The sequence below is a fragment of the Microbacterium lemovicicum genome (assembly GCF_003991875.1).
Lineage (GTDB): Bacteria > Actinomycetota > Actinomycetes > Actinomycetales > Microbacteriaceae > Microbacterium > Microbacterium lemovicicum.
In genome coordinates, this window is record NZ_CP031423.1 from 2,475,731 (window position 1) to 2,489,184 (window position 13,454).

The window sequence follows — 13,454 nt, forward strand, 5'->3', positions numbered from 1 at the left end:
CTACGGTCGCGCCCAGAATCTCTTCTCGGTGTCGACGTCGCCGCCCCACCCGCGGATGTCGACCCACACGTCCTGGCCGTCGCGGCCGACGTAGCAGCCGAGCTGCTTGCTGCCGTTGCCGTTGAAGTTGACCGTGTAGGACAGCGCTTCGATGCGGCCGTCGTTGCTGGAGTAGCACCACACCGTCGCGTTGCCGATGTTGAGGTTCTCGAAGTTGACGACGTACTGCCGGCATCCGTTCACGCAGCTGCCTGCGGCGTCGCCCTGGGTGACCCAGACCTTCGCCGGCGGCGGGTCATTGGTGCGCGCGGAGGCCGAGGCCACCGGCGTCCAGGCGCCCGTGCTGTCCTGCGCGCGCACGTCGATGCTGTGGGTCTCCGAGTAGCCGCTGCCGACCGTGCGGGAGTTGTTCTGGCCGACGTCCTGCCAGCCCCCGCCGTCGATGCGGATCTGCGTCAGCGTGATGGGTCGCCCGTTGCTCGAGCCGCTGGAGTCCCAGCTCAGCTCGACGCTCTGGCCGAGGTTCCTGGCGGTGGCCCGGGGCGTGGTCGGCGCACCGTAGGGGGTCTCGCTGACGCTGTTGGAGACTCCACCGGCGTAGGTGGTGCCGTCCACGGTCGCGACGGCGCGCATCTCGACCGCGTACGCCTGGCCGTTGGTCAGCCCGCCGATGACGCCGTTGCCGGGGAATCCGGCCCAGGTGCCGCCGTTGAGGCGGTACTGGTAGGTGATCTCCTCGGCGCGGGCGCCGTTGCGCGATCCCGGGCTGTAGTCGACGCTCACCGAGCGGTCCGCCGGACGGACGGCGGTGACGGAGGGCGCGGAGGGCGCGACCACACCGCGTCGCGGCGCGGACAGCTCGCTCCACTCGCCCCAGCCCGCCTTGTTGTGACCGCGGATCCGGTAGGTGTACGCGGCCTCCGAGGTGGGCACGACGACGGCCTGGCTGTTGGTGCCCGGCGCGGGCGTCAGCGTCTTCTGCACGCTGGAGCCCTCGCGCACCTCGAGCTGGTACGCGTCGATCGCATCGCCGTTGGACGGAGGCGTCCCCCAGTTCACCTGCATCTGCGCCTGGTCGCCGACCGGCTGCAGCTCCGCCGTGGTGGGGGCGGAGCCCGCGAGAGGCGGACCGGCCGGGATCTCGGATGCCGACCAGTTGCTCCAGCTCGACGGCTCCGGCGCACGGTTGTGGGCCTGCACGCGCACCTGGTAGTTGCCGCCGTTCTCCAGCCCCTCCCACGTGACGGAGTTGCCGGTGACCTCCTTGCGGGTGACGCCCGAAGGCGGTGCCGGCGAGATCTCCAGCGTGTAGCGCTCGACGGGCGAACCCGGCGTCGTCGGCGTCGTCCACGCCACCTGCAGCGACTTGTCGCCGAACGTGAGCGACGGCGGGTTCGGGGTGTCGGGACGCGCGTCGGGACGGGCGACGGGCGACGACCCGGACGGGTCGGACTCGCCCACGCGGTTCGTGGCGGTGACCTGGAAGACGTACTCGACGTTGTTCGTCAGGCCGTCGAGCGTGCAGGTCGTCGAACGGCACTCCTTCGAGTACGCGCCGCCCTGCACGGCCTTGACCGTGTACTTCGAGATCTCGGCGCCGTTGTTCGACGGGGCGCCGTAGGAGACGACGACCGTGCGGTCCTGCACGCTCGTGACCGTCGGCGCACCGGGAGCGGCCGGCTTGCCCTGGACGGTGAGCACGACCTGACCGGTCGCCTCGCGGTCGGGGTCAGCGGTCGCATCCTGGATCGTGTATCGCACCACGAGGGTGCCCACGAAGTCCGCGGACGGCGTGACCACGACGTTGTCGCCCTCCACCCGGGCGCTGCCGGCGCCGGTCTCGACGTTGGCGGCGCGCAGCTTGAGCGGCGTCTCGGGGAACGGGTTGTAGTCGTTCGCGAGCACCGGCACCGTCACGGCCTTGCCCTGATCCGCCTCGGCGATGGTGTCGGTGTTGGCCGCCGGCATCGCGCGGTTCGAGGCGGTGACCTGCACGAGCACCGAACCCTCCACGGCCTCGGTGACGCCGTCGGTGATGCGCAGGGTGAGCGTCGTGGCGGCACCCTTCTGCGCGGTCGTGGCGGCCTGCACGCGGAGCGTCGAGCCGTCGACCTGGGCGGTGATGCCCTTGCCCTCGCCGCCGACGAGGGAGTACTGGTGCTTCCCGTTGTCCTCCGGGTCGGGGTCGTTGGTGAGGGCCGCGAGGTCGAGTGTGCTGGCGTCCTCGCCCGGGGCGACGCTCACCTGTCCGCCGGTGAACGTCGGCGGCTGGTTGGCGGGAGGCAGGACGGTGATCGGGATGCTGAGCGTGGCCTTGCGTCCGGCCGGGTCGTCAGGGCCCGTTCCGTCGGTGACCTCGAAGGTGAGGGCGTCCTCGCCGAAGTAGCCGGGCGCGGAGGTGTAGACGAGCGTCCGCTCGTCCTTCACCAGGTCGGAGCCGTCGGCGTTGACCGCGCTCACCTTGGCGTGCTCGGTGATGACGACCTGACCGCCGCCGGCGACGGTGACGTAGTCCGCCAGCGGGACCTCCTTGGTCTCGCCGCTCACCACCTCGAGAGGCGCGGTGGAGGTCAGGGTGGGACGCAGGCCCGAGACGGCGGGAACGAAGATGAACGCGGAGGACTGCAGTCCGTCCTGGTCGGTGAGCGTGTAGCGGATGAGCTGGAGCTCGTCGGTGACGCTGACCCGCACCTTGCCGTCCTCGAGCCGGGTGGCGCCCGCGCCGAGTTCGAGGTCGAGGCTGTCGGTCGTGCCGTCGGGGTCCTCGTCGTTCTCGAGGATGTCGAGGTCGGCCGTCAGGCTCCCCTCGATGAGGTCGGCGGGCTGCAGCCGGTCGTCGCGGGCGATCGGCGCCTGCAGCGGCACGTTCTCGTCGACCGTGATCTGCAGCACGGCCGTGGCCGTGGCCCCGCGCGTGTCGGTCACGGTGTACTGCAGAGAGGTCTCCAGCGCGCGGTCGGGCGCCTTCACCAGCACCCGGTCGCCTGAAACGCGGGCGGAGAGTCCCTCGATGGCGGGCACCTCGAGCCCGTTCTCGACGAGCGAGATCTTGTCGCCCTCGGGGTCGGAGTCGTTCGCCATGACGGGGACGGCGATCTCGCGGCCGGGACGCACGACGACGGCATCCTTCACCGCATAGGGCGCCTGATTGATCTGCTCCGCCGGCGCGATGCCGACGCGGATCGTCGCCGTGCCCTCCTTGCCGAGCCGGTCGCGGACGCGGTACTTGAAGACGTCCACTCCGCTCGAGCCTTCGAAGGCCTCGTACGTCAGGTAGTTCTGCGCGACCTCCACGACGCGTCCCTTGGCGGGACTGGAGGAGATGTCGATGAGCTCCACCGAGTCGCCGTCGGCGTCGATGCCGTCGAGCGGGACGGCGATGTCGATGGCGGTGCCGGAGAGCGTGCGCGCGACGAGGTCCCGCGGCCGCGGCGCCGCGTTGGTCTCCTCGTCGACGGGCAGGATCTGGATGGTGACGTAGCCGGCCGCCTTCTGCTGGCGCGAGTCGACGGCCTCGTAGGTGAGGTAGACCGTCTTGGCCACAGGCCCGGCCCGGAACCGCACGGCGTCCTGCGAGACGAACGCCTCGCCGTCCTCGGGGTCGACGAGCGGCTCGACGAGCTCGGGCGCGACGTGCATGACGTCGTCGCTGGGGTGCGTGTCGTTCGCGAGCACGGGGATCGTGACGACGTCGCCGGTGCGGACGTAGGCCGTGTCGGGCGCCGTGACCGGCTGCAGGATCTGCTCCGGGGCGGGGATCGGCACGACGACGACCTCGCCGTCGGCGGACTGCGTGCCGTTGGAGATCCGGTAGGAGATGCGGATCTGCTGGTCGAGGGTGCCCTGATCGGTGATGCGCAGCGTCTCGTGGTTGAGCACGGACACGGACACGCCGGCCCCCGGCTCGATCGACACGGACTGGACGACGAGGATGCCGCCGGCCGGGTCGGCGTCGTTGTTCAGCACGCCGACGAGCACATCCCCGCCCGTCGGCAGCAGTGCCACGTCGCGCACGGCCACCGGTGGCAGGTCGACCTCGGCGGCCTCGATCACGTCGACGCGCACGAGACCCTCGCCGTTCTCGGGTCCGGCGGTGGCGAGGTACTGCACGTAGTAGACGCCCACCGTCGGGGCGCTGAACGTGAACGTCTTGTTGGTGAAGTCGGGCACGACGGTCGCGCCGGGCACCTCGTCCACGCGGCCGAGGCGCAGGGGCTCGCGTCCGGAGCTGGTGTCGTTGGCGAGGGGCGCCACGGTGATCTGCTCGCCCACGCGGGTGACGACGTGGTCGGCGTTCGTCTTCGGCTTGGTCGAGCCCTGCGGCCGCACGTCGAGCAGGATCGTCGAGGACGCGAACTCGCCGCGGCCGTCGGCGACGGTGACCTGCACGTCCTTGCGACCCTGCAGGCTGGCCGTCGCCTTATAGGTGAGCTGTCCGTCGGTGCTGAAGTCCACCTCGTCGCCGGGGGCGGCCACGACCTCCTTGAGGTAGATGTCGTCGCCGTCCGGGTCGATCCAGTCCGGGAGGATGTTGTACGACACGGTGCCGCCGGTCTCCACCGTGAGCGATGTCTTGCGCTTCGGGGCGGGCGCCGCGTTCTCGTCGTCCGGGTGGACCTCCAGGGTCACGGTCGCGGTGTCCTTGCCGCCGCGGCCGTCATCGACCTCGTACGAGAAGCTCGACGTGCCGGAGGCGTCCTCGGGCACCGCGATCTGCAGCGACGCACCGTTGAAGATCTGCTGGACCGTGCCGATGGACGGCTGCTGGCCCGCCACCGTCGCGACCAGGACGTCGCCGTCCGGGTCGTTGTCGTTGTCGATGACCGGAAGGAGCGCCGAGCCGCCGGGACGCACGCCGAACGAGTCGTCCTCCGCGACGGGCGGCGTGTTGATCTCGCTGCGCTCGGGGAGGGTTGATTCGATCGTCTCCTGCGTCGAGTCCTCTTCGTTCTCGGTCTCGCCCTCGGGCGGTGTGAGGTCGTTCCAGTTGTCGACGCGCTGCAGGCTCTCGTTCGCGAGCCACGCGGCGCCGCCGACGGCGTCGTTCAGGATGATGACGTCGCGATTGACGCGGAAGACGAGGCTCGCGGAATCGGCGCCGTCCGGGATGGTTGCGCGGACGTCGCTGGAGGTGCCGTCGCAGTCGCGGACGAACGCCGCGGACCCGGCCCACGCGCCGTAGGTGCAGCCGCGCAGCCAGACCGGCGCGGCAGGCGAACCCCGGCCACCGGCATCCGTCACCACCGGCTCGCCGCCCTCGAGCGGCACGCTCAGCAGCGAGGAGGCCGTCGCGACGGCGACGGCACCGGTCTGGGCGGAGGCCTGCTGCAGCACCGCGCCGTCGGCGTCGGGGATCGCGGTGCGGAACCCGCCGGGCGTCATGACCTCGCCGGCGACCGGATCCAGCACCACGGGCGTCCGCCCGACGGCGGTGATGGTGGCGGACCCGGAGGTGTCGAGCTCGTCGAGCGATGCGGTCGAGGGCTCCTGCGCCTCGCCGTTGGCGTCGACGGCCACGGTGACGACCTCTTTGCGGGCGCTGGAGAGCCCGAAGACCGTTCCGTCGGCGGCGACCACGACGTCGGCGTTCTCGCCGAGCTCCGCGTTCGGCTCGGCCGCCTCGATCTCGAAGGAGGCGATCGTCTGCACCGGCACCACCCACAGGGCGCCGGACTTCTGGTCGAGGATCGCGGCCGTCTTGTCGCCCAGTGTGACTTTCGCGGCGCCAGGGATGCCGGCAGAGTCGCCGAGCGAGACGCGGGCCGGGTCGACGGCCGTCACGGTGGAGTTGCCCTGGTCCACGACGAGGATGTTCGCGGCATCCTGGAGGACGTCGTAATCCTCACCCGTGGTCCGCAGCCCTCCGTCGAGCACGGTCGACTCGTGGTTGAAGTGGCCGACCAACAGGCTGGAGGTCTTGGTGATCCAGACTCCGCCGTCGTTCAGGTCGACCTCGGTCGTGGGAAAGCCCTCGTACGCGAACGCCATGGTCGTGATCGCCATGACGCCGACGGTGACGCCGGCAGCCGATGCCAGGGCTTTGGGGCGCGTGCGCATCCACGACAAAGCCTTCATGTACCGGTCTCCCCCTCGGTTCGCCGCCCACCCGCGGCACACGCCGACCTCAGTCGGCGCGAGTGTTCATCCTAACCTCGCCGCAAGACCGTTCCGGATGGGCAGAGATGCCCATCGACCGGCACGGAGCGCCGAGCCTCACGCCGTGAGGGCGAGCGCCTCCGACGTCTCCTCGAGAACCTCGCGCGCGACCTCGGGTCGCGCGTTGAGGGTCTCGCCGTAGCTGGGGATGAGCTCGCGCAGGCGCGGCTCCCAGCCCGCGATCTCGCCGGGGAACGAGCGGCGGAGGAGTCCGAGCATGATCGACACGGCCGTCGAGGCTCCGGGCGAGGCGCCGAGGAGTCCGGCGATGGAGCCGTCCTCCGAGGTCACGACCTCGGTGCCGAACTGCAGCACGCCGCCCTTCTTCGGATCCTTCTTCATGACCTGCGCGCGCTGGCCCGCCTGAAGGAGCTCCCAGTCCTCGTCCTGCGCCGTCGGCATGAACGTGCGCAGGCTGTCCATCTTCTTGGAGTGGTCCTTGAGCAGCTCGCCGACGAGGTAGGTGATGAGCGACGGGTTGTCGACGGCGACCTTGAGCATGGGACCGATGTTGTGCGGCCGCACCTGGGTGACGATGTCGAGCATCGAACCGTTCTTGAGGAACTTCGGGCTGAAGGTGGCGAAGGGCCCGAAGAGGAGGGACGCCTCGCCGTCCACCATGCGCGTGTCGAGGTGCGGCACCGACATCGGCGGTGCGCCGACGGACGCCTGCGAGTAGACCTTCGCCTTGTGCTGAGCGACCAGCTTCGGGTTCGAGGTCTTCAGCCACTGCCCGCCGATCGGGAAGACGCCGTAGCCCTTGATCTCGGGGATGCCGGAGCGCTGCAGGAGCTTCAGCGCCCACCCGCCCGCGCCGACGAAGACGAAGCGGGCGTTGGTCGTGCCCGGCGTGCGCCCGACGGTGTTGCGCCAGGTGACGTTCCAGGAGCCGTCCTTCTGACGCTTGAGCTTGCGCACCTCGCGGTTGGTGACGACCTCGACGCCGCGGGAGCGGAGGTTGTCGAACAGCTGGTGGGTGAGCGCCCCGAAGTCGACGTCGGTGCCGGCCGGCACCCGGGTCGCCGCGAAGGGCGTGCCTGCGCGCCGCTTGTTCATGAGGAGCGGCGCCCACTCGTTGATGACGCGGGAGTCCTCGGAGTACTCGATGCCGGCGAACAGCGGCTGCCGGCGCAGCACCTCGTAGCGCGCCTTGAGGAATGCGACATCCTTCTCGCCCTGCACGAACGTCATGTGCGGGGTCGAGTTGATGAAGGTCGAGGGCGCGTTCAGCACGCCCGCCTCGACGAGCGACGACCAGAACTGCCGGCTCTGCTGGAACTGCTCGTTGATCGAGATCGCCTTGCTGGGATCGATCGTCCCGTCCGAGGCCTCGGGCGTGTAGTTCAGCTCGCACAGGGCGGCGTGCCCCGTGCCCGCGTTGTTCCACGCGTTGGAGCTCTCCAGCGCGACATCGGACAACCGCTCGTAGACGGTGATCTTCCAGTCGGGCTGGAGTTCGGAGAGGAAGGTGCCCAGGGTGGCGCTCATGATGCCACCGCCGATGAGCACGACGTCGACGGTTTCGGTCACAGGATAATTCTAGGCGCGCGCAGGGTTCCGAGCCGACGGCGAGGCACCCTCGAGGCGGAAAGATCGTCGAATCTTTCCGCTCTCGGGAGAAGTGAGCGGATGCCGCAGCTCAGGCGTTCGCGCGCAGCGACGCCGCCACGATCTCGGCGATCTGCACGGCGTTCAGCGCGGCGCCCTTGCGCAGATTGTCGTTGCTGATGAACAGCACGAGCCCGCGGCCCTCGGGGGCGGACTGGTCGGCGCGGATGCGGCCGACGAAGCTCGGGTCCTTGCCCGCCGCCTGCAGCGGGGTCGGCACCTCGTCCAGGACGACTCCCGGAGCCTCCGAGAGCACCTCGCGGGCGCGCTCGGGCGACAGCTCCCCCGCGAACTCCACGTTGATGCTGAGCGAGTGACCGGTGAAGACCGGCACGCGCACGCACGTTCCGGCGACCCGCAGCCCGGGCAGCTCGAGGATCTTGCGGCTCTCGTTGCGGAGCTTCTTCTCCTCGTCCGTCTCGTTCCAGCCGTCGTCGACGAGGTTGCCGGCGAACGGGATGACGTCGAAGGCGATGGGCGCGACGTACTTCTCCGGCTCGGGGAAGTCCACGGCCGAGCCGTCGCGCACGAGCGCGAGCGTGTTGCCCTGGGCGAGCACGCCCTCGACCTGGCCGAGGAGCTCCTGCGCGCCGGCCAGTCCGGAGCCGGAGACGGCCTGGTAGGTGCTGACGATGAGGCGCTCGAGCCCGGCCTCGGCGTGCAGCGCCTTGAGCACCGGCATCGCGGCCATGGTCGTGCAATTGGGATTGGCGACGATGCCCTTCTTCGCCTCGGCGATGGCGTGCGGGTTGACCTCGCTGACGACGAGCGGCACATCGGGGTCCATGCGCCAGGCACTGGAGTTGTCGATCACCAGCGCGCCGGCCTCGGCGAAGCGGGGCGCGTGCGCGCGACTGCCGGTGGCGCCGGCCGAGAAGAGGGCGATGTCGATGCCCGAAGGGTCTGCGGTCGCGACATCCTCGATGACGACGGTGTGCCCGCCGTACTCGACCGACGTGCCCGCCGACCGCGAGGTCGCGAACAGCCGCAGCTCCCCCACCGGGAAGTCGCGCTCCGCCAGGATCTCCAGCATCACCGTGCCGACCTGGCCGGTGGCGCCGACGACGGCGATCGAGAGTCCTGAGTCGGAGATGCGGGTCATGGCTGGTCCTCGGGAGGTCGGGGAGGTGAAACCCCGATTCTACCGACGCGGGCTCGCCGCTCCGTTCTCATGACGCCCGGCGTCTGCGCGGGCGTTCCGGCCCGCGGCCCCGGGCCGCGGCATCCGCTCGGCTCGGATCCCTCAGTTCAGCGCTGCGGCGCCGAAGGACACCGAGAACTGCTCGCACCAGAGCTCGACGGTCGGGAAGCCGGCGAGGTCGAGGTCTGCGGGGATGTCGTAGAGCTGGTCGCCGAGATTGCCCTTGATCGGGCCGAGGTCGACGTGCGGGTAGCCGGCCGCGGTGAACCAGCCGTCGGTCCCCTCGACCACCGGAGCCGCACTGAGCCAGACGTGCACGTCCGGGCCGTTGGTGGTCTCGAGCGACTCGATCGCGAGCTGCCGCATCCCTCCCGGCAGCTCGATCACCCGCACCGTGCCGGTCGTCGGATGCTCGTGGCTGATGAACGCCCCCGACGAGAGATCCACCGGGCCGGGCGCCACCTCCTCGACAGGAACCATCGTGGCGCTCGCGCTCGGCGGCGCATCACGGACCACCGAGGGCGCGGCCGGCGCGCTCGCGGCGGGGATGTCGTCGTCGACCCTCACGTCGACGAACAGAAGCCACGGCTGGAACACCAGTCCCAGCACGACCACTCCGACCACCGCCGCGCCCGCTCCGACGGCCCACAGAGCACGAGCACGCGGTGAGAGCCGTCGGCGCACCATCGGAGACCTATCGGCGGCGGGGCGGGCGACGCTCCGCGATGACCGGGTTGGTGCCGGTATAGCCCTCGCGGGCGGCCGCGGCCGAAGCGATCCGGCCGCGCGTCGCATACCAGCCGCCTATCAGCGCCGGGATCAGCACGAGCAGCGACGCGAGGACCCAGCGTCCGGTCTCGGAGAACCCGAGCGTCACGAGCACGAACGCCAGGAACGCCAGCGTGAGCCACGCGGTGAACGGCGCGCCGAACAGCCGGAAGGCGGGCCGTTCGATCTTGCCCTGCAGCGACCAGCGGTGCAGCTTCATCTGGCAGAGGATGATGGTCGCCCACCCGCCGATGATGCCGATCGACGCGATCTCGAGCACGATCTCGAACGCCTTGGACGGCACGAGGGCGTTGAGTCCGACGCCGAGCAGGGTGATGACGCTCGTCAGCAGGATGCCGCCGTAGGGCACTCCGTTGCGGCTCATGTTCATCGTGAACTTCGGCGCCGACCCGTTGACGGCCATCGATCGCAGGATGCGGCCGGTCGAATAGAGCCCGGCGTTGAGGCTCGACATCGCGGCGGTCAGCACGACGAAGTTCATGATGGATGCCGAGACCGCACCGGCCTCGGGAGAACCGATGTGGGAGAAGAACGTCACGAACGGCGACTGGTCGGCGGAGTACTGCGAGAAGGGCAGGAGGAGCGACAGCAGCAGGACGGAGCCGACGTAGAAGATCGCGATCCGGACGACGACCGTGTTCACCGCGCGCGGCATGATCTTCTTCGGCTCGGCGGTCTCGCCCGCCGCGGTGCCCACCAGCTCGATCGCCGCGTACGCGAAGACCACACCGCTGATGGCGAGGAGCGGGGCGAAGGCGCCCATCGGGAAGATGCCGCCGTTCTCCGAGATGACGGAGAAGCCGGTCACCCCGACATCGGTCTTGCCGACGAAGACCAGGAAGAAGATGCCGATGAGCAGGAAGATCACCAGGGCGGTGACCTTGATGAGCGCGAACCAGAACTCCATCTCGCCGAAGACCTTGACCGAGACGAGGTTCAGCGAGAGCACCACGACGAGCGCGATGAGGGCGATCGCCCACTGCGGGACGGCCTGCAGCGGCTCCCAGTAGGGTGCCCAGAACTTCACGTACAGCGCGACCGCGGTCACGTCGACGATCGAGGTGAAGGCCCAGTTGAGGAAGTACAGCCAGCCGGCGGTGTAGGCCATCTTCTCGCCGTAGAACTCGCGCGCATACGAGACGAACGACCCCGACGACGGACGGTGGAGCACCAGCTCGCCGAGCGCGCGCAGGATGAGGAACGCGAAGAACCCGCAGATCGCGTACACGATGACGAGCGACGGCCCGGAGCTGGCCAGTCGACCGCCCGCCCCGAGGAAGAGACCCGTGCCGATCGCGCCGCCGATGGCGATCATCTGGATCTGCCGGGGGCGGAGGGTCTTGTGGTAGCCCTCCTCCTCGTTGGAGAAGTCCTGCGCCGCGAGCATCACGTCGCCGGTCAGCTCAGGACCGGACTCGCGTGCCTGCTCAGGATCTTGGGCGGGACCGCCCGACACCGTCTTAGACAAAGGGGTCCTCCTCCTGCGCGGCTTCGCGCTCGGTTCACCCTAGACCTGGAGGGGGTTGCGCGAGCCGAGCCGCGGTGAGGAGTTCTCAGCGACCGGTGCCGGCGTGCACCACGGCCTCGGCGTCGCCGTCGAGACCGTACGCGGCGTGCACGACGCGCGCCGCGCCGGCCAGCTCGTCGCCGCGGACGACGACGGAGATCCGGATCTCGGAGGTGGAGATCATCTCGATGTTCACTCCGGCGACCGACAGCGCCTCGAAGAGCGTCGCGGAGACGCCCGAGTGCGTGCGCATGCCGGCGCCGACGACGGAGAGCTTGCCGATCTGGTCGTCGTGCACGAGGCTCTCGAAGCCCACGCCGGACTGCTCGCCGGCCAGCGCCCGCAGCGCCGTGGCGGCGTCGGACTTCGGCAGCGTGAAGGAGATGTCGGTGCGACCGGTGGCGGCGGCCGACACGTTCTGCACGATCATGTCGACGTTGGCACCCGACTTCGCGACGATCTTGAAGATCTCCGCGGCCTTGCCCGGCACGTCGGGCACGCCGATGACGGTGATCTTGGCCTGGCTCAGGTCGGTGGCGACGCCGGCGACGATGGGCTCTTCCATCTGTGCTCCCTCGGGGACGAGCGGTGAGGTCCGATGGGCGTCGAGCACCCAGGTGCCCTCGCCGGAACTGAAGGTGGAACGGGCGTGGATGAGCACCCCGTGACGGCGCGCGTACTCGACGGCGCGGATGTAGAGGACCTTGGCGCCGTTCGCGGCGAGCTCGAGCATCTCCTCGCTGGAGACGCGATCGAGCTTGCGCGCCTTGGGCACCACGCGCGGGTCGGCCGTGTAGATGCCGTCGACGTCGCTGTAGATCTCGCAGACGTCGGCCTGCAGGGCGGCGGCGAGGGCGACCGCGGTCGTGTCGGATCCCCCGCGGCCCAGCGTGGTGATGTCGCGGGTGTCGCGGTTGAATCCCTGGAAGCCGGCGACGATCACGATGGCACCGTCGTCGAGCGCTTCGCGCAGGCGCACCGGGGTCACGTCGACGATGCGGGCGGCGCCGTGCGTGGCATCCGTGATCATGCCGGCCTGACTGCCGGTGAAGGAGCGCGCCTCGAAGCCCATGGAGTGGATGGCCATCGCCAGGAGGGCCATCGAGATGCGCTCACCGCTGGACAGGAGCATGTCGAGCTCGCGGGGCGCGGGCATGGGGGCGACCTGCGAGGCGAGGTCGAGCAGCTCGTCGGTGGTGTCGCCCATCGCGCTGACGGCGACGACGACCTCGTGGCCGGCGCGGCGGGTGTCGACGATGCGCTTCGCGACCCGCTTGATGCTCTCCGCGTCGGCGACGGACGACCCGCCGTACTTCTGCACGATCAGCGCCACAGTGGACTCCCCGGAAGACCCAGGACGCTCGGATGCTGCGCCCAAGGGTCCATCTTAGGGAGCGGCCGATGCCGTCCCGGCCATGTGTCGGGGTGGCCGGGGGGTGTGCAAGATCACGGAAGTGTGCAGGACGACGGACGGCTCGGGCCCGCAGCATCCGTCATCGTGCACATCTCCGCGATTCCGCGCGGGCGGCGCCGCTCTGCGCCCGCCGCGCCTGCCCGCCGCCCCTGCGCGCGCGCCACCCCCGGGGTGTGTGCAGGATCACGGAAATGTGCAGGACGACGGACGGCTCGGGCCCGCAGCATCCGTCATCGTGCACATCTCCGCGATTCCGCGCGTGGCAGGGGGTACGGGTACGGGAACGGGCACGAATACGGGGGCGCACGACCGATGCGGTCGCTACGATGCCGGCATGGGGCTGTACCTCGACGGCTGGGGCGATTTCAACGTCGCCATGATGGGTGCCACCGCCGCCCTGGCGGGATTGCTGATCGTAGCGGCGAGCGTGAACATCGGCGAGATCATCAAGTCCCCGTCGATCGCCGCCCGCCTGGCGGCGGGGCTGGCGGGCCTGGTGCTGGCGATCGTCGCTGCCGCGACCGGCCTCGTCCCCGGCATTCCCGCCCTCGTGTACGGCTTGACGATCGTGCTGGCGGCACTCGCCGCGGCGATCTTCTCGGCGCAGGCTGCGCGGCGGATCTTCGAGAACGACCACCCGGAGAACCGCCTCAAGCCGATCAAGGCGCTCGTCGGCTTCATCGCCCCCGCCCTCTACGTCGTCGGCGGCGCGCTGGTGCTGGTGGGCCATGCGGGCGGCGTCGCATGGTTCGCCGTCGGATCGATCGCGGCCATCGTCACGGCCATCCTCATCTCCTGGATCGCACTGGTGGAGATCCTCCGCTAGAAGGCGGCGCGCG

Annotated in this window: 7 protein-coding genes; 1 reads left to right on the forward strand and 6 read right to left on the reverse strand. The window is 70.0% G+C overall.

The window, feature by feature from the left end; translation table 11 throughout:
* The 6 genes from CVS47_RS11640 to CVS47_RS11665 all read right to left on the reverse strand — a co-directional run bounded on the left by CVS47_RS11640 (position 1) and on the right by CVS47_RS11665 (position 12,534).
* Complete coding sequence (locus CVS47_RS11640) at positions 1 to 6,057, reverse strand: Ig-like domain-containing protein (protein WP_241240133.1); 6,057 nt, start codon at positions 6,055 to 6,057, stop codon at positions 1 to 3.
* Between the two features lie 156 nt (positions 6,058 to 6,213).
* A complete protein-coding gene (locus tag CVS47_RS11645) occupies positions 6,214 to 7,686 on the reverse strand; it encodes a malate:quinone oxidoreductase (protein WP_127096228.1) in 1,473 nt (490 codons plus the stop codon).
* A 109-nt stretch (positions 7,687 to 7,795) separates the two neighbouring features.
* Positions 7,796 to 8,866, reverse strand: coding sequence for an aspartate-semialdehyde dehydrogenase (locus CVS47_RS11650; RefSeq protein ID WP_127096229.1), 1,071 nt, complete (start codon positions 8,864 to 8,866; stop codon positions 7,796 to 7,798).
* 141 nt (positions 8,867 to 9,007) lie between these two features.
* Positions 9,008 to 9,592: a DM13 domain-containing protein gene (locus tag CVS47_RS11655; protein WP_127096230.1), complete on the reverse strand. Its 585-nt coding sequence runs from the start codon at positions 9,590 to 9,592 to the stop codon at positions 9,008 to 9,010.
* A 7-nt stretch (positions 9,593 to 9,599) separates the two neighbouring features.
* The gene (locus CVS47_RS11660; protein ID WP_127097337.1) at positions 9,600 to 11,081 is read right to left on the reverse strand and encodes an amino acid permease; all 1,482 of its coding nucleotides are present in this window, start codon (positions 11,079 to 11,081) and stop codon (positions 9,600 to 9,602) included.
* Positions 11,082 to 11,247: 166 nt separating this feature from the next.
* Positions 11,248 to 12,534, reverse strand: coding sequence for an aspartate kinase (locus CVS47_RS11665; protein ID WP_127096231.1), 1,287 nt, complete (start codon positions 12,532 to 12,534; stop codon positions 11,248 to 11,250).
* Between the two features lie 415 nt (positions 12,535 to 12,949).
* Here CVS47_RS11665 and CVS47_RS11670 point away from each other — a divergent pair, with 415 nt between their 5' ends.
* Entirely contained in the window at positions 12,950 to 13,441 is a 492-nt protein-coding gene (locus tag CVS47_RS11670) for a hypothetical protein (protein ID WP_127096232.1), read from the forward strand.
* The last annotated feature ends 13 nt before the right edge of the window (positions 13,442 to 13,454 follow it).

What these genes read in the sequence shown, in the direction of transcription:
- CVS47_RS11640 (WP_241240133.1), bottom strand. Translation starts at nt 6,057, where the DNA reads ATGCGCACGCGCCCCAAAGCCCTGGCATCGGCTGCCGGCGTCACCGTC.
- CVS47_RS11650 (WP_127096229.1), bottom strand. Translation starts at nt 8,866, where the DNA reads ATGACCCGCATCTCCGACTCAGGACTCTCGATCGCCGTCGTCGGCGCC.
- CVS47_RS11655 (WP_127096230.1), bottom strand. Translation starts at nt 9,592, where the DNA reads ATGGTGCGCCGACGGCTCTCACCGCGTGCTCGTGCTCTGTGGGCCGTC.
- CVS47_RS11660 (WP_127097337.1), bottom strand. Translation starts at nt 11,081, where the DNA reads ATGCTCGCGGCGCAGGACTTCTCCAACGAGGAGGAGGGCTACCACAAG.
- CVS47_RS11670 (WP_127096232.1), top strand. Translation starts at nt 12,950, where the DNA reads ATGGGGCTGTACCTCGACGGCTGGGGCGATTTCAACGTCGCCATGATG.